A 19,386-nucleotide genomic window follows, 5' to 3' on the forward strand; every position below is an offset into this window, starting at 1 on the left:
TTGGATATAGAGAATTATTGTACGGTAAGCCTGTTTTTTGAAAAGGCTCACCTATAGCGATAAGGTGTACTCCTGCGCTATACGCCATTTTCAGGGGATTTGACCTTAATCGAATAACCATCCATGGCAAGTCCCTTCCATTCGTTAAGGTTGCTTTTCGTATTTCGGAGGCATGAAATTGGAAGGAGGCATGAGTGAAAAACTGATATTTTTCATCGTCCACTACTTTGTCAATTTTTTATGTAATGACATTTAAGTTAAAAATACTGACTCTAGTTTCAGACACAAAAAATACCAGTTGAAAGCAGGGGGCTATGATTCAGCCTGTACAGCAGTATTTATCTCTTCAACAACCGCCATCATGGCCGAGGCATTCATACTGATTTGCGAGATTATTTCTGCGGTCTTTTCTGCCGTATTGACAGATTTTATGATCGCATCATTACTCTCACGTATTTTCACTACGGACTTTTTACAGAGTTCGCTGTTCTGCTCAGTAATACCCGAAATTTGTTTCGTAGCGGAATCTATCCTGTCCGCCAGAAGACGTACTTCAGCAGCCACAACAGAAAATCCCCGACCATGAATTCCAGCCCGAGCAGCTTCGATTGTGGCATTCAGTGAAAGCATTTTTGTCTGGACGGCGATATCATGGATAGTATTTGATATTTCAGTTATTTCTGCGGAGCGCTGTGATAATTGCTGAATATACCCATTCAGCACCGTGGTAGTGGTAATTGCGTCTTCAAGAGCAACAGACGTTTCTGCAATTGCTGCACTGACATGTGATGTCTGCTCCGCAGTTAAAGATGACACATCATATGCCTTATGCGCCGCCTGTGCTTCAAACTCATTTTTTAACTTCTGTTTTGTAATATCCTGAGCATATTTGACAACCTTCATTACCTTTCCGTTAAAATCAAAAACAGGACAGTAACTGGCCTGTAGCCACAAATCCGCACCGTGTTTCGTGATGCGCCGGTATACACCGGTCAGCGTTTCACCACAACTTAATCTTTCCCAAAAAAGTGCATACTCAGCAGATGTACTGAAAGTTTTATCGCAAAATAATGAATGGTGTTTACCCTGGATATCTGCCAGGCTATATCCTGCAGCATTTAAAAAATTATCATTAGCTGTGATAATGTGTCCCGATGGATAAAATGTGATCATTCCCATAGAAAGACTTGCAGCTTTTAATAACGCATCCTTTTCAAGAGCTATGACAATACGCTCTGTTATATCACTGGCTATTTTTATGATGCTTTTTACTTTACCCCCCCTGCTTTTAATAGGGATGTAGTTAGCTTCAAGCCATATTATCGAGCCATCTTTTTTATAACGCATGAACTTGTCAGAAAACGAGTACCCGGCAGAAAGTTTTAGCCAAAAAGACTCATAATCTGTACTTTTTACATAGTCTTCATCACAAAATATGCGATGGTGCTGTCCAATCAATTCGTCTCTTTCATAACCAACAACATCAAGAAATTTTTTATTTACGTCATAAATGACGCCATCTGTTGAAAACTCTATAAAAGCTGCGTGATCCTGCAGCGCCTTCAGAACAGGTTCTGAAGAATGAATGAATTTTTTAAGCATTTTTTAGTCCTGGATAGTTTTTTATCTAAAAAGTCAGGCTCATAAAAAGAAACAGAGTTGGCGACAAGCATATGCCATACAATATTCATGGAATCAACAGGATAGTGTCTATCAGGAGAAAAGGCAACAGATAAACATGGACATTAAAAAAAATTGTATAACTATATTGAAGTAGGAGTTTAAGTTCAATAGCATAAGATTAATGTGTTGATTTAATCTCCGACGGTTGGTTTTGTCGATACCACAATGTTTTCTATAACATTTGGTTATAAAGAGCGCTTTTTTTTCAAGAGAAAGGAATTTACATATACCGAAAGTTTATTAAAACTGTTCCTGCTAACTGAAAGCACCACTTTATTTAAAGAAATACATAAATATATCACTTTAGTGAGATAAACGATTTAAATGATTAATTCCAACCAGAGAAACGAAGAAAAAAGACAGCTTTCTTTATATAACATCGAACTTTTGAATACCGGCTCAGATGAACGTTTCGATCGACTGACGAGAATAGCGGTAAGGTTGTTTGATGTTCCAATAGCGCTGGTTACACTAATTGATGAAGAACGGCAGTACTTCAAATCCTTATGTGGTGTGGAACTGCAACCAATAAATAAAATGGTGTCATTCTGCAATTGGATTTTAAAAACCGGACAGCCTTTGGTCATTGAAGACACATTGATGAATCCAAACTTTTTAAAAAATCCTCTGGTTACCGGCTATCCTTTTATACGTTTTTATGCAGGATATCCGGTGCGTTTACCCGGCGGAGATATAGCCGGTGCAATCTGCGTGCTTGACAGTTCGCCAAAAATCTTTTCCCCAGAGCAAATGTCTTTGCTCATGGACCTCGCAGCAATTGTAGAAGACGAGTTTGAATTATTACAAATAGCCATTAAAGATTCTTTAACTGAACAATTTAACAGCCGCTCCTATACCCTCTTTCTTGAAAAAACCTTCCGCAAAGCACGATTAAAAAAGAGCGTGTTTAGTGTCATCGTTATTGATCTCGATGAGTTCAAATTTATCAATGACACCTTTGGACACCATGAAGGCAATAGAGTGCTGAAGGCTTTCGCCCGCATCCTTGAAGAGGTTACAGCAGGCAATCACATGATTGCCAGACTCGGTGGTGATGAATTCAGTATTTTACTTACTGACTGACTGCTCAGAGGCTGATGCTGTATCAGTTGTAGAAAAAATCAAGCTAGCTGTGCATAACTTAAATCAATCCGCTACAATATCCGGTATATTATCATTTTCAGCAGGTACTGCAGAATTTAATGCAGAGAAACATAAGGTACCTTCCGACATAATGAAAGAGGCAGACATGAAAATGTATGCCATAAAAAATGGAGAGATATCCTGATCCGGTATGTTATACATTATCAGACACTCGCTCACCACAGTCTCCAACCTCAGTAATGTGGCCCGACAGGACTGTGCAGGTGAAAAAGAGAGAACCGATACGACGCACTTATGACAAAGTCCGGAGCAGAAACTCTATATTTGATTGTTTTGAAAACTTAGAATAGACATGGACTACAGAGCAGTCTTGCAACCTCTTGAGTTGCGACAGTGATATCTAATACAGATTCCTGCCAGTTCTCAATCAGTCTGAGAAGATAATGCATTAGACGAAACCGTGTTTCTCAGCGCCGAGCATATTGCTGAGTTGAGGTGATGCTGGCGTGGCCCATCGCGCCTTTAATGCTGATCAATTCCTCGCAATAAGCAAACATCGCGGTCGCAAAGTTTATCCCTGGATCGTGCAGCGCCCTAGTCAGACATGCGGTCGATCGTCAGGGGGCAACCTTCTGATGCGCCACTTCTCTCGCCCCGGACCTTGTCAATCCACATTGCTAGCCGCATCTGATGCAGATACTAGTGTCATCTGCTTCAAATGCACGAAACAGCTGGCCGTACCCCTCCGGCGGGTGCGCCGATAACCAAAACGCCTTCGTTCGAGCGCAAGCTTTGTGATACGCCCTGATAAATGTGCTTCAGCAGCTGTACGCTGATGCACATTTATCAGGGCATATTATCTAGCTGACTCTTGAACGCAGACGTTTTGGTTATCGGCGCATCTGGCTGATGCTGCGTCAGGAGGGGCTGGCGTCTGAACGGTTTCCGCTTCTGCGTCTGGATGCCCCGAGCCTGACCTGGCCGATGGAGCTTGGAGAAAGAAATACTGAAAAGTTTGTCCGTCTGTTCCTGTTGCCGGGAGTAGGTCATTGTGGCGGTGGTGAAGGGTTAAATCAGATAGATTTGCTTTCTCCGCTGATGGAATGGACCGAACAACATAAGGCACCAGATGTTCTGATTTCGGGCAAGTTGGCCTCTGATACTCATGAAAAAGTGGCAATGCCACCAATGCAGCCGCAGGGAACAATGTCTGAAGGCAAAATGAAAGCAGAATCTCTTTTTCATGGTCTACAGCTGACCAGTTCTCCGGTTGCTGCAGCTATGCCATTACTCTACGTGCTGCTCACCGCTGTTGTGCAGGGCTTCAGGTTCAGCTCTCTGGCGAACTTCCGCGTTTCATGCGCGGTATACGCTGAACCGTTATCCTTCAGCCACTGTATCGGAGTATCCGGCAACCTGTCGCCGAAACGCTTTTCCACCGACCTCAGCATCACATCCTGCACCCTCGAACTGTCGTAGCCTCCGGTGCTTGCCGCCCAGTCTATGGCCTCTCTGCCACAGCAGTCCCGCGCGAACGTTACCCGCAGTTTTTCACCGTTGTCACAGCCGAACTCGAAGCGGTCCGAACTCCACCACATATTGCTTTCTGCTACCGCGTATTAGACGTCAACTAGTTTTGCCGACTGGCGCCAACTACTCTGGCCGCATCCATTGATAGGTGGTTTTAAGCCACGCTGGTTACTGCCTTCGCTGTCTTTTTCCGGTAACTTTCTCCTTTTAGCTCGAAAATATATCCGTGATGGATCAGCCGGTCGGCTGCTGCCACAGCCATCGTTTCATCCACGAAGATGCTGCCCCACGTGCTGAACGGATGGTTGCTAGTGATGACCAGACTGCCGCGCTCATCGCGATGCGCGATCAGTTCGAACAACACTCCCGTTTCCGCGTTGTCGCGTTTGACATACCCGAGGTCGTCTATCACTATCACCCGGTAGCTATCCAGTTTCAGCAGAAGCTCGTTCAGTTTTAGTTGTGTCCGCGCTTTACGCAGCTCCTGCAGCAGCTCTCCGGCACTGTAGAACCGGGCCCGGTAGCCCAGCCTTACAACACCATCCACGATCGCCTCCGCCAGAAGGCTTTTTCCCAGGCCGCTGGCACCGAACAACAGGACGTTTTCTACGGCATCAACCCAGTCTGTCGTTTCGCAGAGCTGCCAGAACTGAGCGTTATTCAGTTCCGGCACCTGACTGAAGTCATACTCACCCAGCGTTTTCGCCACCGGCAACCGGGCTTCCTGAGAGTCTGCTCTGTGCCAAATGCTGACGCTCAGGAATTGAGTTTCAGGTACTTTAAAAGCGAGGCTAGAGACTCGACAGGTCCAGCGTGACAACTAGGTGAGCGGGTTTCATCCCAGGGCATTGCATCATCAGTGCAGAAGTCTCCTGCACATTCCATTTCAAGACGTTCGTCAATTAAACCAACAGGAACCCAGACATAAGGTACATCTCGCAGACTGTTAGGCACAGTTGAGCCACATACATTGCAAAAATCTGTACGGTACCCCGTTGGCTTAGACCATGAAGCAATGCAGTTTTCCCCTTTAATCCAGCGAAACTCACTGTCTTTGACTAGTGTGGCGAGATTGTAACCCACGCCGCTCTGCTTTCTGCAAAGCGAGCAATGACAACGATAAAACACTGCTGGTTTATGAGTAAGTTCAAATTCAATTGTTCCACACAAACAAGATCCATTCATTTCAAAACCATTCCTGCAAGGCCTAAGAGATTTTATGAAACATTACCATCTTTTTTGTACTGAATAGGAGCGCTCTTTTTGGCAACTCAAAATCAGCTATCAGTCGGTCTGAATATCCGCTCTTCGCTCATAACGGACTGCGCTCACTTATTGCAGTGAGCGTTACCTTGTGTTTAATGCCAGCCTGGTATAGTCAGGTTGACAGTACCGGTTTCAGGTCTTCGTCATTAAAAACGGTTCCGGTCTTCAGGACGCCATAACACCAGTGCACCAGTTTCCGCATCAGCGCGCCAATGGCCACCATTTTAGGTTTACCCCGCAGGCACATCTCATCGTAAATATCACGCATTCGCTTATTGTAGATTTTTCCGCACAGGGCGGACATGTAAAGCTTCGCTCTCAACTGAGGGGGGCCGATTTTCGACATCCGCGGCCGGCGCCGGACCGATGTGCCTGAGCGTTTCTCGATCGGCACCACGCCCAGAAAGGCGGCAGCCTGCTCAGCCGATACAAAGTTATGGCTGCGAAGCACGACCAGCATATGCATCCCCAGCTGGGGACCAACCGATTTAATTGAGGTCAGCAGTGTATAATCACGCCTCAGTGCAGGGCTGGCTTTGATATGTGCTTTTATCTGCCGCTCGATATTACTTACCTCCTCGCGCAGAAGCTGCGCCATACGCCTGCAGGAACTGATAATATCTGCAGGTGTGTCTGTCGACAGGTATTTTTCCAGCCTGTTCTCCTCACGCAGGGCATCACCCAGCAGAACATCCCGCCGTCGCAGGAGTGCACCGAGATATCTGATTTCGGGTGCCGGCGGCTCCCAGCGGTGTGGCTTCTTAAGGAATGCGTAACAGGCCAGCATATACGCATCCACCTTATCCGTTTTTGTCATGATTCCCATGCCACGCGCAAACTCCCGACTACGGTGAGGGTTGGCCAGAGAAACCCGGAAACCGGCATCATGTAATTCAGTGGCCAGCCGTTCGTGATAAACACCGGTAGCTTCCATTACCACATGAACATCTTCCGGACTGCAATGTTGAAGCCTGAGCCAGCGAAGAATATTTTCAACTGAATGTCTGTTATTCTGGATGTTACGGGTTTTTATGCGTCCTTTGATACCGTCATAAAGCATGCAAAGATCCAGGGTTTTTTTACTTACGTCAATGCCGACTGGAAACATGGTCAAACTCCTCTCACATAAACCGTCACGCCTGTTCGCCTTGTACATACGGAGTCGAGCTCCCGGTAACCGTTCAACCTTATGTGCTGGCGTGAAAGGTGAAGCGGAGGGCCATGTGCTGCAAATCAAGGTTCAGCGGTGCCGACTTTTCTGACCTTAAGGGAAGGGGGCAGCTCACTCTGCTTCAGTGGTGGTAGCTAATCACCACAAACTGTTAGATACAAGCCACCGTGGCGGATGTCACCCAGGTCGACAAACTGCTGCACGGCGACGAGAACGTCGTCTGCGCCGATGACGGCTACACAGGCGTCGAAAAGCGCTCCGAGCATGCCGACCGAGAAGTGATCTGGCAGGTCGCAGCACGCCGCAGCACCTACAAGATGCTCGATAAACGCAGCGCCCTGTACAAAGCCAAGCGCAAGATCGAGAAGGCCAAGGCGCAAGTGCGAGCGAAGGTAGAGCCCCCGTTTCGCGTGATCAAGCGGCAGTTCGGCTACACCAAGGTACGTTTCCGAGGGCTGGTGAAGAACACTGCACAACTGGTGACGCTGTTTGCCCTGTCGAACCTATGGATGGCCCGCCGACATTTGCTGGCAAGCGCAGGAGAGGTGCGCCTGTAATGCGGAAAATGGCCGTCGCAAGGTGCTCGCGACGGCTGAAAGCACCGAAATGAGCGGGTGATCCGATCGTTTTTGATCGGTTCACCGCTTTCAAAATCAGCAGTGGCAGAAGTCAGCCGGAAATACAGGGCTACTTCAGACCATCCCTAGCTAGGGCTCGTAGTTCGGCGCAAGGCTGAAGTCGCTTGGCTGCTTCGCTGTGCAGATCCATGACCCACTTTCCATCAAACTCCCGGTCGTAGTTCCACAAGCATCTCGCGAGTCTTGCCGGCCCGCTCCACTAACAAGACCACAACATCTCCAACGTTCTTGTCGTCTAGCCGGGCCTGTAATGTGGTGACGTCGTCAACGGCGATACCGTCGATGCTGATAACGCGATCGCCGGGCACGATGCCGCCTGCGGTGACCTCGACGCCGACGAGCCCGGCCCTGTGCGCCGCCGAGCCCGGCGTCACGCGCAATACGAATACGCCCTTACTGCCGGTCAGCGCCTGCAGACGCGTGTTGAGCTGCTCATCCACCTCGATGCCCAGCGCCGGACGGATGTACTTGCCGGTCTTTATGAGTTGCGGCACCACGCGCATGACGGTATCGACCGGCACCGCAAAGCCTATTCCGGCCGAGGCGCCAGACGGACTGTAGATGGCGGTATTGATGCCGATCAGCCGCCCAGCCGAATCGAGCAGCGGGCCACCGGAATTGCCGGGGTTGATGGCGGCGTCGGTCTGGATCAGGTGATCGATGGCCGGGCCGCCCGCTTCTCCCGGCAACGAGCGGTCGAGCGCGGAGACGATACCAGTGGTGAGCGTCCAGTCCAGGCCGAAGGGGTTGCCGATAGCAAACACCTTCTGACCCACCTTGAGGTCGGCACTGGTGCCGACCGGCACGGCCGGCGGGCGCTTGAAACCGACGCCGATCTTGAGCACGGCGATGTCGTGCGCGGGGCTCGTCCCCACCAGCGCGGCCTGGTAGTCGCGGCCGTCGGCCAGTTTGACGGTGGCTTCGGACGCGCCCTGGATGACGTGGAAGTTGGTGACGACGTGGCCGGCGTCGTCCCAGATGAAGCCCGAACCAGTGCCGCGCGGCACGGAGAACACGTTGCGCGTCCAGACATCGCGTACTAATTGCGCGGTGGTGATGTAGACCACCGAGGCGCGCGATTTTTCGAACAGTTCGATGGTGGTTTTCTCGTCCGCCGCCAGATCGCCACGCGCCATCACGGTGCGTTCTGCTGCCTCGCGCGGACTGAACCAGGCCTCGATGGCAGACAGAAACTGCCACAGCAGCATGAGCGCGGCAATACAGGCGGTGATGAAGAGCCAGCGCCGGACGAAGCGGTCCGGCGCGGGGCGTTGGTACGGGTCGAGATAGGCCATGAGACGTCTCCTGTTGATGGGCAATCAGCACCACAGCCCGCTCGGGCGCCAGCGCGGTGGGCGCGTCGCCAAAGCGGATTCCGGCAAAAAATGGGGCGCGCGGAGTGGCAACGCTGATGCTGGCCCAGGCGCCAACGTCAGCAGGCGTGCGATGCGCTCTTGCGTTGCCGGACGCGTGCGCAAGCAGGAGGGCTCGGGATTGCCCCATCCCGGCCATAGCCAGGCACGCCAGGAGCGGCTGACCCGCTCGATTTTCGCCAGCGCGGACGCCAGCCCCTGCGGGTCGCCAGTCAGTTCCGCCGCAAGGCGGTCAGCGTCGAACTCACGCACGCGAGACAAGCCGAGCTGTGCGAGCAGGGCCAGTTGGGGCGATGCGGCCAATAACAATAGACCAGGCCAATAGACCTCCGCCGCGCCAACCAGCAGCGCGGGCAGGCTGAGCAGGATCGCGATCTGTCCCATAAGGGCCAGTAGGCACGTGAGGCGACTGACGGAATCCGCCAGCCCCATGATACGCAGATCCTCATTAGTGATGTGCGCGACCTCGTGCGCGAGCACACCCGCCAGCTCGCGTGGGCTCAGGCTGCGCAGCAGGCCATCGGTGAGGGCGATCGATGCCTCCTGCTTCGATCCGGTGGCGAAGGCGTTGACGACGGCACTGGGCACATAGTGCGGCACCGGCGTGGCGGGCAGCTCGCGCAACAGGGCCCACATCTCGTGGGCTTGTTGCGGGTGCAAGGCCCGTACGCGGTACAGGCGCAAGCTCAGCGCCGACGCGGCTACCGGGTCCAGCAGCAACGCACCTGCAACGGCAAACAGCGCGAGCCACAGGCAGCCTTCCCCAAATGGCAGTCTCCCTGCTGCGGCTGCGATCCCGACCAGGGTCAGGACCAACAGCCCGGTCTGCAGGCGGTTGAGCCAGCGGTGTTGCAAGAGCGCAGTGCGCGGATCACTCGGATGATGACGGGTCATGCTCAGAGGTCTCGGCGGCGCGGTCGCCGCGCTTGCGCAGCAGCCAGTAGGTCGCACCCAGAGCCAGCGTGGCGCCTGCCAGCGCGGCTATCTTTGCGGGGCTCGCGTCGGAGTCGAGGATCACGAACTTGCGGGAGAGTGCGATCACCGCGATCAGGACCACCGTCTTAACCTGGATGATGCTGTCCCGACGCAGCGCCACGCGCACGATGGAATGCTTGAACTCCATCGCGATCAAGAGCGTCATGATCATGCCGAACACGCTCTGGAATACCTTGTGGTCCAGGGGATTGAAGGCATCGAGAACCAGCAGCGTGAAGACGATGGAGATGAGCTGGAACAGCGACACCATGATGATGACGGCGATCACCGCCGACAGCACGAGCGCGACGACCTGCTCGAAGCGCTCGTAAAAACTCATGATGGCCAATTGGTCACGCAAGACCTGAAATGGGTTAAGGCGTGTTGATTTCATGACGATGAACTCCCTGGAAAACGGCTGCTGTCAAGACGGCGGCGCATTGCGCTGATGTGTCCTTCAATCAACTCGGTCGACATGCCAAGCGTCGACATCACCTGTTCCGCCAGCCCAATAGCTGCGGCAAAGGATTGCTGATAAACGCGCACGTTAGGCATGGCGCGAAATGCATCGGCCGCGGTCGTACTTCTGCATGACACCCACAAGGTTAGCGCCGGACGGCGCTCGGCAATCGCCTGGGCGATGCGCAACGCTTGCTGGGCATGGGCGAACGTTAGCACTACCAAGTGCGCATGCGTCAAGCCGGCAGCCAGCAAGGTATCGGGCCGACTGGCATCGCCATGGAACACCGGCGCGCCGGCGGCACGCGCGGCCTCTACCTTCTGCGCGTCCGCCTCCAGCAGCAGATGCGCCACGCCGGCGTGGCGAAGAATCTCGCTGACTGTCAGGCCAAGCTCGCCCGCGCCGCAAACGATGACATGGTCTCGATATCGCGTCGTCTGCGCGGCGATCTCGACTTCTTCAGCCTGGGGTGGCTGAATGACGCCGCCGGTGCGGCTCAAGAACCGGGCAAGTACATCGTGATGGCGGATCAGTAGCGGTGCCAGGGCCATGCTGAGCACCAGCGCGACCAGCATGGGTTGGACGACGGTCGCGGGGATCAGATGCTGCTGCAAGACCGTGCCCAACAACAGCAGGGCGAACTCGCCGCCGTGCCCCAACGCTATGCCCGTGCGCCAGGCATCGAGGGCGGACAGGCGCGTCGCCCGCAAGGCCAGCGTATTGAGCAGGATCTTGACCGGTACCAGCACCACCAGCCACGCCAGCACCGCCAGCGGTGCCGAAAGAATCTGTGCTGCGTCCAGTTGCAGGCCGATGGTCACGAAGAACACGCCCGACAACACATCGCGAAACGGCCTGAGGTGGCTTTCCATGTGGTGCCGGAAGTCGCTCTCGCCCAGCACCATCCCGGCGAGGAAGGCCCCCAGGGCGGCGGATACGCCGACCGCGTGCGCAGCAGCGGCGGCAGCCACCACCACGCACAAGGAGACGAGCACGAACGATTCCTCGTGGCCCCGCCGCGCCACCCAGCCCAGCAGGCCATGCAACAGACGGCGCGAGACGAGGGCCGCTGCCGCAAACAGCAGCAGCACACCGAATACTTCGAGCAGCACATGCTCGATCTTCGGCGACTCGCCGCGCGCCCAGATCGCCAGCAAGGCCAGCAGGGGCACGCTGGCCAGGTCCTGAAAGACCAGCACGGCGATGGCACTGCGTCCGTGGCGGGTGGTGAGCTCGCCTTGGTCGGCCAGTTGTCGGCTGACCAGCGCCGTGGACGACATGGCCGCCGCAGTGCCGAGCAGCGCGGCGCTCTGGCCGGGCTGCCCCAGCCACATCAATAGCAGGATCAGCGGCGGGGCCACGGCGATCATCTGCAGAGCGCCCGCCATCAGCACCGTCCTGCGGGCGAGCCAGAAGTCTCCGAGGGAGAATTCCAGTCCGACCATGAACAACAGCAGCGCCACGCCCAGCTCGGACAGAAAGCTCAGCGTCTCCCCCGGCGCGATCACGCCGATGACTGAGGGGCCCAGTACAACGCCGACAGAGAGATACCCCAGCAAGGCGGGCACTCTGAACGCCGCCGTCGCCATCGCCGCCAGGCTGCAAGCTGCCAGCAGGATTAGTGTAGTGCCGAGCAAGCCCTGCATCGGTCAGCGTCCCACTTGCGTCGACGTCCAGCGCACGATGTCCTGCGCGCCCATCACGCCGGCCTGACGGGCGATTTCCCGCCCACCCTGGAACAGGGCAAGCGTCGGGATGCTGCGGATACCGAACTGCGTGGCCAGGTGGGGCTCAGCCTCGGTATTCACCTTCGCCAGCCGGATCCTCGGTTCGAGCTGGTGCGCCGCTTGCTGGAACTGTGGCGCCATCATCTTGCACGGCCCGCACCATGGCGCCCAGAAATCGACCAGCAGCGGCAGATCGCTGCGCTCCACGTGGCGCGAGAACGTCGCCGTGGTCAACTCGATGGGCTCGCCCGTGAACAAGGGCTGCTGGCAGCGGCCACAGTTGGGATGTTCCGATAGCTTCGCAGTCGGTACGCGGTTGATGGACTGGCAATGCGGGCAGACAAGGTGAAGATCATTCTTCATGGTTCGCCTCCTTGGACCACAGTGAGGCTGCCTCGTTTCGGGTCACAGACAATGCCGACCAATCAACGCCTTGGAGCCAATCGTTCCCGTTTTTGCTTACTCCGGCCTCTTCCAGATGAGCAGCGATGAATGCTTCGGCCTGCATGAGCCACCTTCGGACAGCATCTTCCTTACTAGGAATCAGCAGGATTTCAGAGACGCTGCTGGCATTCAGCCCGTCCACACGGATAAGCAGAAAAATGCGCCGCCACAAACGCGGCATGTCCTTCAGCAGGTCAAATGCAAAAGCGAACTCGCTCGACCGATCAATCAGCTCCTCCTGTTCCGCGATCGTTGCGACATCGGGATGCTGACTGCCAGCGAAAATATCGGCCAGCTTGAGTGTGTCATCGTGCTGATAAAATTCGAAGATTTCCTCTTCCACCATGGCCTCGGCCACGTCTTGGGCATCCGGTTCGACCGGCGCGTCCAGAGAAACGAATTCGCCAAATTGCCGGCTGCTTGCCACTTCGTTATCCAGGACGGCGAACAGATGCTTCAAAAGACCGGTGTAAGCCTCTTTTTCCCCCGGCACGGATTGCCATTCCACCTTAGCTCGGACAATCGCTTCATCCACCACGTCGCGCAGCGTCGGATAATCGCGCGGTAAATCGCCGACGGCCCGCAGATAAGCCAGCTCACGCCTTGCGACAGCCTCAAGTTTCGACAGTAGAGGCATTCGGGTCACCTCGGCCTCATGGGCGGCTGATGCGGGTTTTGCGGCAATCCGCACCTTGAGCTCGCGCAAGCGCTCGCGTCGTGCTTTGCGCTTGATTTGATCCTGAGCATGCAGTCGGTCAAAATGCTTCTTGGCCTGACGGAACAACGACTGTGCGAGCATCTGCGCGAGGGGCGTCAGCTCGTCATGTGATGCAGTAACGCTGACAATCTTTTTGCCGGGCAGGTGCATATAGCCACTGGCCAGAAATTGCCGCTTGATCTTGTCGCGATCAAGGACGATTTGAAGTCGCGCTGAATCTTTAGTGTGTTTGTCGAGCAATGGCTTGAGGGCGTGCTCGATCACATTTCCCAAAGCTCTCTGCCAAGGTTCATGAAACTCTTTGTCGATAGCTCGATAGCTATATTGTATCTGCATGTATGACTCCTTCGATGTCATTTCTATGGAGGCATGAATCGAGGATGCTCATATCCATAGATTTTGGTTTGGCACGCTCTTACCCCAGGCGCGTTTTGCGAAGACTCCAACTCAAGAACAAAAGCGTGACGCCATAGACTGCCGCATGGAAACCCAACAGCCAGCCTGCGGCCACGAATGACTCGACCGGACGGGTAAAAAATATCCACAAGACGATAGCACCAAGGATAATCGAGAGCAGTCCACTGAGGGCAAGCCAGATTTCACCCTTGATTTCCCGACGCAGCCGAACGGCGGCGGATATCTCCAGCACACCGGTGAAAATCGCCCAGAAGCCCACGCTAGCCCATAAAAAAGAAGCCAAGACTATCGTGGCGACCCAAGGAGCAACCAGGACGACGACGCCCGTAAGTATGCCGACAATGCCGCTGAACAGCAGCCAGCCCCAGCGCTCTTTTTTCTGGATATGGCGCACCGCTGCAAACAAGTTGAACGCGCCATTGACCAAGGAAAATGCGCCGAACATGATGGTCATGGCCAACAGAGCCGATTGTGGCATCCAGAACGCGAGGGCTGCAAAAATCAATGCCAAGACACCGCGCAGCACAAAAAGCCACCAATTTTGGCTCAGCGAACACAGTGCTTTGGTGGGGTCATCCGCATTGGAATTGGCGATGGTGTCTGTGTTCATGCAATATCTCCTAAAGATCTATACAAAATAAAAAATCAAACACTCATGGGACAAGAGAGGGGGCGCTATGCGCCCCCTCTCCAGCGGTTTCAGAACAACCTGGACAGTTTTGCCTTGACTTCATCGAGCCAGCCTTTTCCGCAGCCTCCCCCTCCCGTCTTTTCCTTGATTTTCTTGAGTTCAGCGTACAGGGGCTCAAAGTCCTTCCTTTTTCCATAGCCCAGCAGTTCTGCCATTTCCAACTGCTGCCGGGCTTCGTTCAACAATGTCTCCAGGCGCTCATTGGATGCTTCGCTGCGCTGACCATCTTCTACCAGGGGCTCGGCGCGCTTCAGGAGCAGCTTCGCACGCAGGACGGGCAGCGGAAGCACGCTGCGCTCCTCGACCAGCGTGCTGAGCGCTGACTGCAGCGCGGCTTTGGCTTCTTCGATCTTGCCCTGATCGATCAGCGGCACGACTGCCTTCACGGCTGCGGGATAGGACGCCAAAGGGATGTTGGTGACCGTGATCACGATTTCACTGGCCAGCAAAGCCAGCACGTGGCGAGCCTGTTGCACCTCGCCATGTTTGAGGGCATCCAGCGCCTCGTCGGTCATCGCCTCAATGGTTTCCGTGTTGGCGAACAAGTCGTGCACGATGGTGCGCACATCAACGCCGGCCAGGGCTAGCGTGGGTTCGCGCGCGACGATCAGCTCCAGCTTTCCCGTCACTTCGGCCAGCGTTGCCAATGCGCGTGCAGTGTCCTTGCCGTCAAGTGCGGCCAGCGCTGATTTGGTCAGCGACAAGGCCGAGACTGCCTCATCGAGGACTTGTTTACGTTTGTCTGCCGCCTGCGAGTCCGTTTCTTTCTGAACCTCAGGCTGTACCTCCGTGACGACTTCAGGCTTGGACTCTGGACTGACAGGAAGGCTGCTTACCGCGGCCTGTTCGTTTTTTCCTTCGTTCGTCGCATTGGGATTCGGTGTTTGCTCATTCATGGTGATATGCCTCGTATGAGATAGTGAAAATAGGCGAATCTATTGGGGCTGAATGCGAACATCGCGAGACTGACCGACAGAGCAGTCAGCCCCTTCATCACCTCAAAACAGCTTTTGGATGCGCGTCTTCAACTCGTCGAACCATCCCTTGCCGCTTTTGCCACCAGCCGACTTTTGCTCAATGGACTTCACCTGATCGAAGATGGGTTTGAAGTCCGCCTTCTTGCCATAACCCAGGATCTGCGCCATCTCGATCTCCGTGCGCACGGACGACAGCAAGGTGCTGAGCTCCTCGTTCTGCTTGGCATCGCGCCTGTCGGTCTCGGCCAGCTTTTCAGCTTTTGCCATCGCGGCTTCGGCCCGTAGCACGGGCAGAGGAAAGGCGACCGAGGTCACCACCAGCGTGTTCAGTGCTCGGGCGAGTTCCGCTTTGGCGTTGTCGATCTTGCCGCTGTCGATGAGCCGTGCGGCCGACTTGATCGCTGCCGGGTACGTTGCCATCGGAAGGTTGTCGGTTTGGATTACGATTTCGCTGGCCAGATTGGCAACGATGGGCCGGGCCTTTTGCACCTCGCCATCACCCAACAACTCCCGAGACAACTTGACCGCTTTCTTTACCGATTCCACGTTGGCGTGGATATCGTGGGTGATGACGCGTACATCGACCGGCGCCAAAGCAAGTTTGGCGTCGCGTGCCAATACCAGTTCCAGCTTTCCGCTGGCCAGTTCCAGCGCAGCAAGCGCCTCCTTGGTCTTGTTTGCATCAAGGAGGGTCAAAGCCTCCTGGGTCTTGGTGAGCGCCGTGATGGCGTCTTGAGTGAGCTCGGCACGCTTTTTATCGGCTTCCTGGGCGGCCTTGTCATCTACCTGTGGCTGTGCCGCCTTGGATACGGCAGAGGGTGCTGCAGCACCTGGGCTAGAACCTGCCGCCGATTGGGCCAGAGCCGGTCCGCTCAGTCCGACGACGACCGCCAGGGCAAGTGCGGAGAAGGTGTATTGTGGCTGTTTGATATTCATGATCTTGGGCTCCTGATTGAAGTTAGTTGACTGAGATTTCAATCTGTTTCGGTTTGGCTTGCTCGGCCTTGACAAGCCGCACTTCCAGCACGCCGTCTTTCATGGAAGCCGTCACCTTGGTCGGATCAACGTTGTCAGGCAAGACAAAGCTGCGCACAAAGCGGCCATACGCACGTTCGATGCGGTGGAACTTCTTGCCCTGCTCCTCTTTTTCCAGTTTGCGCTCGCCGCTGATGGTGAGCACACCGTTTTCCGCGCTGACGCGCACGGCATCCTTGGGGACCTCCGGCAGATCCAGCTTGAGGAGGAATGCGTTCTCATCCTCGCTGATGTCCGCCATTGGTGCCCAGTCCGCCGTGGTCATGGCTTCGTTGCCGGTACGGGCGCCCTGTCGCTGGGGTATTCGTCCGAACATCGTCGCCAGGCGGTTTTGCAATTCATCCAGTTCCCGGAAGGGGTCCCACGGAGTCAATGCAGACATATCGGTTCTCCTTGAACAATGCCGACGAATTGGATGACGCACTGAACAGAGCCGTCGGTTTACTCTGAATGGCACCTACTACTGTTTTCAGTTCCGAACAAGTCCTTGAGTCAATTGACGGATATCGCTTTCGTCGAGCGTTTCCCGCGCCAGCAGCTCGCGCGCACAGCGCTCCAGCACCGCGCGGTTGATGTCGAGAATCCGGTAGGCGCGCTCGAACACGCCCATCACGATGTCGCGGATAGCCTGATCGATGCGCGCCTGGGTCGATTCGGCCACCCGGCAACAGCCTTGGCCAGCAATGTCTTGCCGGTGCCCGGTGGGCCGACCAGCAACACGCCCTTGGGAATGCGCGCCCCGAGACGGCCATAGTCCTGCGGATTCTTCAGGAAATCGACGATCGCGACCAGCTCCGCCTTGGCCTCATCCCCCCCCCCCCGCCACATCGGCGAACGTCACACCGGTGTTCTTTTCCACGAACACCTTGGCGCGGCTCTTACCGATGTTGAGAAACCCGCCCATGCCCTGCTTCTCGGCGAAGCGGCGGAACAGGAAGAACCAGACGCCAAAGAAGGATACCGCTGGCAGGATCCACGACAGCACATCGCTCAGCCAGGTGCTCTCCAACACGCGGGCATAGGGTACGTCGTACTTCGACAGGCGATCGGCAAGATCGGGTTCGACCCTCGTTGCCACGATCGTCGTCTTGCCCCGGCTGTCCGGCGACTTCAGGCGCCCGGTCACCGTACGATCCGACACCAGCACTTCGGCCACGCGCCCCTCGTCCAGCGCCTTCTCGAACTCGCTGTAGGGCACCGGCTCGACGGTTTTCGCCGTCTGCCAGTAGCTCTGCAAACTCAGCAACAGCAGGAGGGCAACGATCCAGTAGCCGGTATTCCATTGATTCTTTTTTTCCATGGACCGTGTTCCTCGAAAGTCGAGTTGCCAGAGGATCAGGTGAACAGACGGGCCGCACCGTCACGCAAACGGATGGCCAGCGAGCGGGAGGGCAGTGCCGCCGCTGATGAGCAGCCCCCACGGCGTGGCCGACCGCGGATCACGCTTGTAGACGACCGCGTGACCCGCGGCCACGACCGCCACCGCGATCGATGCCAGGGAGGCTGCCCATGCCAGGCTGATGGAGTCGGACACGGCAGCCTCGCCCGCCATCAAGATGCGTCGCTCGCCGACTTCTTCTTGCTCGAGTCTTTGCCAGCGTCGCCGTGCGGCGTCTCGGTCGCCTTCGCGACATCCGGCTGCTCCGGCTCGGCCGGGGTCTGCGGTGGCTCTTTGCGTTCGAACACCACGCGTTCGGCCTTGTCGTCCCAGCGTGCGCTGGCGTGATCGCCCTTGCCGATGCCGCCACCGAGCATCTCGCGCGCCAGCGCAGTTTCCAGCTCGCTGCGGATCAGGCGCTTGAGTTCACGCGCACCGAACTCGGGCTTGTAGCCTTCTTCCGCGAAATGGTCGATCAGCGTCTGATCGAAAGTGAGCGTCACGCCCTGGCTGGCGGCGCTGCGCGCCACGCGATCGAGCTGCAGGCCGACGATGTGGCGGATCTCCTCCTTGCCCAGCGCATGGAAGACGATGATCTCGTCGATGCGGTTGAGGAACTCGGGCCGGAAGTGGCCGCGCAGCACGTCCATGACCTCGGCCTTGGTCTTTTCGTACTCCTCGCCAGCCGCCTCACGCGCCTTCAGCCGTCGCTGGATGATGTCCGAACCCAGGTTGGACGTGGCGATGATGATGGTGTTGGTGAAATCCACCACCCGGCCCTTGCCGTCGGTGAGGCGACCGTCGTCGAACTCTTGCAGCATGATGTTGTAGAAGTCAGTGTGTGCCTTCTCGATCTCGTCGAGCAGCAGCACGCTGTAGGGCTTGCGCCGCACCTTCTCGGTGAGCTGACCGCCTTCGTCGTAACCGACATAGCCCGGAGGCGCGCCCACCAGCCGCGCCACGGTATGGCGTTCGCCATATTCCGACATGTCGATGCGCAACAGGGCGTGCTCATCGCCGTAGATCGATTCGGCCAATGCCTTGGCGAGCTCGGTCTTGCCCACCCCGGTCGGGCCCAGAAACAGGAAGGTAGCCACCGGTTTACTGCCTTCGCGCAGGCCGGCGCGGGATAGCCGCACGGCATCGGCCACGGCACGGACCGCCTCGTCTTGTCCCACCAGGCGCTCGTGCAGCCGTTGTTCCAAGTGCAGCAGCTTTTCGCGCTCTTCCACCGTCAACTCGTTGACCGGGATGCCGGTCAGGCGCGAGACAACCTGCGCCACGTGTTCCGCCTTGACCTCGGCACTGCCGGAGGCCCGCTCCCGCTCCCAGTCCTCGACGAGCTTCTTGAGCTCGGCCTCCTTGGCTTCGATGCGCTTGCCGAGCTCGGCGGCCTGGTCGTACTGCTTGCGCGCGGCCACGTAATCCTGTTCACGCCGTAGCTGGTGCAGTTCGGACTCCAGCTCCTGCACGGCCACCGGCCGGGCCGTGGCCGACAGCTTCACGCGCGCGGCCGCCTGGTCGAGCAGGTCGATCGCCTTGTCCGGCAGGAAGCGCGCCGTGATGTAGCGGTCGGACAACTCGGCCGCCGCGATGATCGCGTCCTCGGAGATGCTGACCTTGTGGTGCGCCTCGAAGGTGTCGCGCAGGCCGCGCAGAATCATGATGGTCTGGGCCACCGTCGGCTCGGGCACCGTCACCGGCTGGAAGCGCCGCTCCAGTGCGGCATCCTTCTCGATGTATTTCTGGTACTCGTTCAGCGTCGTGGCGCCGATCAGGTTGAGTTCACCGCGCGCCAT

The 19,386-nt window shown here is 56.0% G+C and carries 18 protein-coding genes and 6 pseudogenes; 5 read left to right on the forward strand and 19 right to left on the reverse strand.

Features of this window, described 5'->3' with window-relative positions; all coding sequences use genetic code 11:
• Nucleotides 1-312 precede the first annotated feature (312 nt).
• Nucleotides 313-1,602 carry a methyl-accepting chemotaxis protein gene (locus tag ACOTXI_RS22920; RefSeq protein WP_049015823.1) on the reverse strand — a complete coding sequence of 430 codons (1,290 nt, stop codon included), beginning with the start codon at nucleotides 1,600-1,602 and terminating at the stop codon, nucleotides 313-315.
• A gap of 405 nt (nucleotides 1,603-2,007) precedes the next feature.
• Between ACOTXI_RS22920 and ACOTXI_RS22925 the strand changes: the two genes are divergently transcribed.
• From ACOTXI_RS22925 to ACOTXI_RS22940, 4 genes and pseudogenes are all read left to right on the forward strand, one after another.
• Nucleotides 2,008-2,766 (forward strand): sensor domain-containing diguanylate cyclase, encoded by a 759-nt coding sequence (locus tag ACOTXI_RS22925; protein ID WP_049015821.1) that lies wholly within the window; start codon nucleotides 2,008-2,010, stop codon nucleotides 2,764-2,766.
• Entirely contained in the window at nucleotides 2,738-2,971 is a 234-nt protein-coding gene (locus ACOTXI_RS22930) for a diguanylate cyclase domain-containing protein (protein ID WP_080277803.1), read from the forward strand. The genes ACOTXI_RS22925 and ACOTXI_RS22930 overlap by 29 nt, the downstream gene beginning before the upstream one ends.
• Nucleotides 2,972-3,618: 647 nt before the next feature.
• A pseudogene (locus tag ACOTXI_RS22935) lies at nucleotides 3,619-3,777 on the forward strand (IS3 family transposase); the annotation flags it as partial.
• Nucleotides 3,772-3,939: pseudogene (locus ACOTXI_RS22940) on the forward strand (tannase/feruloyl esterase family alpha/beta hydrolase); the annotation flags it as partial. The pseudogenes ACOTXI_RS22935 and ACOTXI_RS22940, both read left to right, overlap by 6 nt.
• A 146-nt stretch (nucleotides 3,940-4,085) precedes the next feature.
• Here the strand turns inward: ACOTXI_RS22940 and ACOTXI_RS22945 are convergent.
• The 4 genes and pseudogenes from ACOTXI_RS22945 to ACOTXI_RS22960 form a co-directional block, all read right to left on the reverse strand.
• A pseudogene (locus ACOTXI_RS22945) lies at nucleotides 4,086-4,403 on the reverse strand (DDE-type integrase/transposase/recombinase); the annotation flags it as partial.
• A 68-nt stretch (nucleotides 4,404-4,471) separates the two neighbouring features.
• Nucleotides 4,472-5,056: pseudogene (gene istB, locus ACOTXI_RS22950) on the reverse strand (IS21-like element helper ATPase IstB); the annotation flags it as partial.
• A 17-nt stretch (nucleotides 5,057-5,073) separates the two neighbouring features.
• Nucleotides 5,074-5,502, reverse strand: coding sequence for a GFA family protein (locus tag ACOTXI_RS22955; protein WP_001554382.1), 429 nt, complete (start codon nucleotides 5,500-5,502; stop codon nucleotides 5,074-5,076).
• Between the two features lie 193 nt (nucleotides 5,503-5,695).
• Complete coding sequence (locus tag ACOTXI_RS22960; RefSeq protein WP_033147120.1) at nucleotides 5,696-6,691, reverse strand: IS110 family transposase; 996 nt, start codon at nucleotides 6,689-6,691, stop codon at nucleotides 5,696-5,698.
• 224 nt (nucleotides 6,692-6,915) lie between these two features.
• On the opposite strand from ACOTXI_RS22960, the pseudogene ACOTXI_RS22965 reads away from it, so the two are divergent.
• A pseudogene (locus tag ACOTXI_RS22965) lies at nucleotides 6,916-7,311 on the forward strand (IS5/IS1182 family transposase); the annotation flags it as partial.
• 224 nt (nucleotides 7,312-7,535) lie between these two features.
• Here the strand turns inward: ACOTXI_RS22965 and ACOTXI_RS22970 are convergent.
• From ACOTXI_RS22970 to ACOTXI_RS23035, 14 genes and pseudogenes are all read right to left on the reverse strand, one after another.
• Nucleotides 7,536-8,687 carry a S1C family serine protease gene (locus tag ACOTXI_RS22970; RefSeq protein WP_032629948.1) on the reverse strand — a complete coding sequence of 384 codons (1,152 nt, stop codon included), beginning with the start codon at nucleotides 8,685-8,687 and terminating at the stop codon, nucleotides 7,536-7,538.
• Between the two features lie 24 nt (nucleotides 8,688-8,711).
• The gene (locus ACOTXI_RS22975; protein ID WP_033147119.1) at nucleotides 8,712-9,659 is read right to left on the reverse strand and encodes a zinc metalloprotease HtpX; all 948 of its coding nucleotides are present in this window, start codon (nucleotides 9,657-9,659) and stop codon (nucleotides 8,712-8,714) included.
• Nucleotides 9,637-10,134 (reverse strand): heat resistance protein PsiE-GI, encoded by a 498-nt coding sequence (gene psiE-GI, locus ACOTXI_RS22980; RefSeq protein WP_142972737.1) that lies wholly within the window; start codon nucleotides 10,132-10,134, stop codon nucleotides 9,637-9,639. The genes ACOTXI_RS22975 and psiE-GI overlap by 23 nt, the downstream gene beginning before the upstream one ends.
• Nucleotides 10,131-11,846 (reverse strand): heat resistance system K+/H+ antiporter KefB-GI, encoded by a 1,716-nt coding sequence (gene kefB-GI, locus ACOTXI_RS22985; protein WP_023280940.1) that lies wholly within the window; start codon nucleotides 11,844-11,846, stop codon nucleotides 10,131-10,133. Before kefB-GI ends, psiE-GI begins: the two co-directional genes overlap by 4 nt.
• Before the next feature lie 3 nt (nucleotides 11,847-11,849).
• The gene (trx-GI, locus tag ACOTXI_RS22990; protein WP_000786816.1) at nucleotides 11,850-12,290 is read right to left on the reverse strand and encodes a heat resistance system thioredoxin Trx-GI; all 441 of its coding nucleotides are present in this window, start codon (nucleotides 12,288-12,290) and stop codon (nucleotides 11,850-11,852) included.
• Nucleotides 12,280-13,425 carry a hypothetical protein gene (locus ACOTXI_RS22995; RefSeq protein ID WP_023326111.1) on the reverse strand — a complete coding sequence of 382 codons (1,146 nt, stop codon included), beginning with the start codon at nucleotides 13,423-13,425 and terminating at the stop codon, nucleotides 12,280-12,282. Before ACOTXI_RS22995 ends, trx-GI begins: the two co-directional genes overlap by 11 nt.
• 79 nt (nucleotides 13,426-13,504) lie before the next feature.
• Nucleotides 13,505-14,116: a heat resistance membrane protein HdeD-GI gene (gene hdeD-GI / locus ACOTXI_RS23000; RefSeq protein ID WP_001090779.1), complete on the reverse strand. Its 612-nt coding sequence runs from the start codon at nucleotides 14,114-14,116 to the stop codon at nucleotides 13,505-13,507.
• A gap of 89 nt (nucleotides 14,117-14,205) precedes the next feature.
• Complete coding sequence (gene yfdX2, locus ACOTXI_RS23005) at nucleotides 14,206-15,093, reverse strand: heat resistance protein YfdX2 (RefSeq protein ID WP_004118195.1); 888 nt, start codon at nucleotides 15,091-15,093, stop codon at nucleotides 14,206-14,208.
• Between the two features lie 102 nt (nucleotides 15,094-15,195).
• Nucleotides 15,196-16,110: a heat resistance protein YfdX1 gene (gene yfdX1, locus ACOTXI_RS23010; protein ID WP_023326112.1), complete on the reverse strand. Its 915-nt coding sequence runs from the start codon at nucleotides 16,108-16,110 to the stop codon at nucleotides 15,196-15,198.
• Nucleotides 16,111-16,132: 22 nt separating this feature from the next.
• Entirely contained in the window at nucleotides 16,133-16,591 is a 459-nt protein-coding gene (hsp20-GI, locus tag ACOTXI_RS23015; RefSeq protein WP_001275372.1) for a small heat shock protein sHSP20-GI, read from the reverse strand.
• An 87-nt stretch (nucleotides 16,592-16,678) separates the two neighbouring features.
• Nucleotides 16,679-16,870: a hypothetical protein gene (locus ACOTXI_RS23020; protein ID WP_004118789.1), complete on the reverse strand. Its 192-nt coding sequence runs from the start codon at nucleotides 16,868-16,870 to the stop codon at nucleotides 16,679-16,681.
• Nucleotides 16,870-17,509: pseudogene (locus ACOTXI_RS23025) on the reverse strand (ATP-dependent metallopeptidase FtsH/Yme1/Tma family protein); the annotation flags it as partial. The pseudogene ACOTXI_RS23025 and the gene ACOTXI_RS23020, both read right to left, overlap by 1 nt.
• A 60-nt stretch (nucleotides 17,510-17,569) precedes the next feature.
• Complete coding sequence (locus ACOTXI_RS23030; RefSeq protein ID WP_017146640.1) at nucleotides 17,570-17,761, reverse strand: hypothetical protein; 192 nt, start codon at nucleotides 17,759-17,761, stop codon at nucleotides 17,570-17,572.
• A partial coding sequence (locus ACOTXI_RS23035; protein ID WP_421766145.1) for an AAA family ATPase occupies nucleotides 17,761-19,386 on the reverse strand: 1,626 nt, incomplete at its 5' end. The genes ACOTXI_RS23030 and ACOTXI_RS23035, both read right to left, overlap by 1 nt.

Source organism: Enterobacter cloacae complex sp. BZL2005 (assembly GCF_049238885.1).
GTDB lineage: Bacteria > Pseudomonadota > Gammaproteobacteria > Enterobacterales > Enterobacteriaceae > Enterobacter > Enterobacter roggenkampii.

What these genes read in the sequence shown, in the direction of transcription:
- ACOTXI_RS22920 (WP_049015823.1), bottom strand. Translation starts at nt 1,602, where the DNA reads ATGCTTAAAAAATTCATTCATTCTTCAGAACCTGTTCTGAAGGCGCTG.
- ACOTXI_RS22925 (WP_049015821.1), top strand. Translation starts at nt 2,008, where the DNA reads ATGATTAATTCCAACCAGAGAAACGAAGAAAAAAGACAGCTTTCTTTA.
- ACOTXI_RS22930 (WP_080277803.1), top strand. Translation starts at nt 2,738, where the DNA reads ATGAATTCAGTATTTTACTTACTGACTGACTGCTCAGAGGCTGATGCT.
- ACOTXI_RS22955 (WP_001554382.1), bottom strand. Translation starts at nt 5,502, where the DNA reads ATGAATGGATCTTGTTTGTGTGGAACAATTGAATTTGAACTTACTCAT.
- ACOTXI_RS22960 (WP_033147120.1), bottom strand. Translation starts at nt 6,691, where the DNA reads ATGTTTCCAGTCGGCATTGACGTAAGTAAAAAAACCCTGGATCTTTGC.
- ACOTXI_RS22970 (WP_032629948.1), bottom strand. Translation starts at nt 8,687, where the DNA reads ATGGCCTATCTCGACCCGTACCAACGCCCCGCGCCGGACCGCTTCGTC.
- ACOTXI_RS22975 (WP_033147119.1), bottom strand. Translation starts at nt 9,659, where the DNA reads ATGACCCGTCATCATCCGAGTGATCCGCGCACTGCGCTCTTGCAACAC.
- psiE-GI (WP_142972737.1), bottom strand. Translation starts at nt 10,134, where the DNA reads ATGAAATCAACACGCCTTAACCCATTTCAGGTCTTGCGTGACCAATTG.
- kefB-GI (WP_023280940.1), bottom strand. Translation starts at nt 11,846, where the DNA reads ATGCAGGGCTTGCTCGGCACTACACTAATCCTGCTGGCAGCTTGCAGC.
- trx-GI (WP_000786816.1), bottom strand. Translation starts at nt 12,290, where the DNA reads ATGAAGAATGATCTTCACCTTGTCTGCCCGCATTGCCAGTCCATCAAC.
- ACOTXI_RS22995 (WP_023326111.1), bottom strand. Translation starts at nt 13,425, where the DNA reads ATGCAGATACAATATAGCTATCGAGCTATCGACAAAGAGTTTCATGAA.
- hdeD-GI (WP_001090779.1), bottom strand. Translation starts at nt 14,116, where the DNA reads ATGAACACAGACACCATCGCCAATTCCAATGCGGATGACCCCACCAAA.
- yfdX2 (WP_004118195.1), bottom strand. Translation starts at nt 15,093, where the DNA reads ATGAATGAGCAAACACCGAATCCCAATGCGACGAACGAAGGAAAAAAC.
- yfdX1 (WP_023326112.1), bottom strand. Translation starts at nt 16,110, where the DNA reads ATGAATATCAAACAGCCACAATACACCTTCTCCGCACTTGCCCTGGCG.
- hsp20-GI (WP_001275372.1), bottom strand. Translation starts at nt 16,591, where the DNA reads ATGTCTGCATTGACTCCGTGGGACCCCTTCCGGGAACTGGATGAATTG.
- ACOTXI_RS23030 (WP_017146640.1), bottom strand. Translation starts at nt 17,761, where the DNA reads ATGGCGGGCGAGGCTGCCGTGTCCGACTCCATCAGCCTGGCATGGGCA.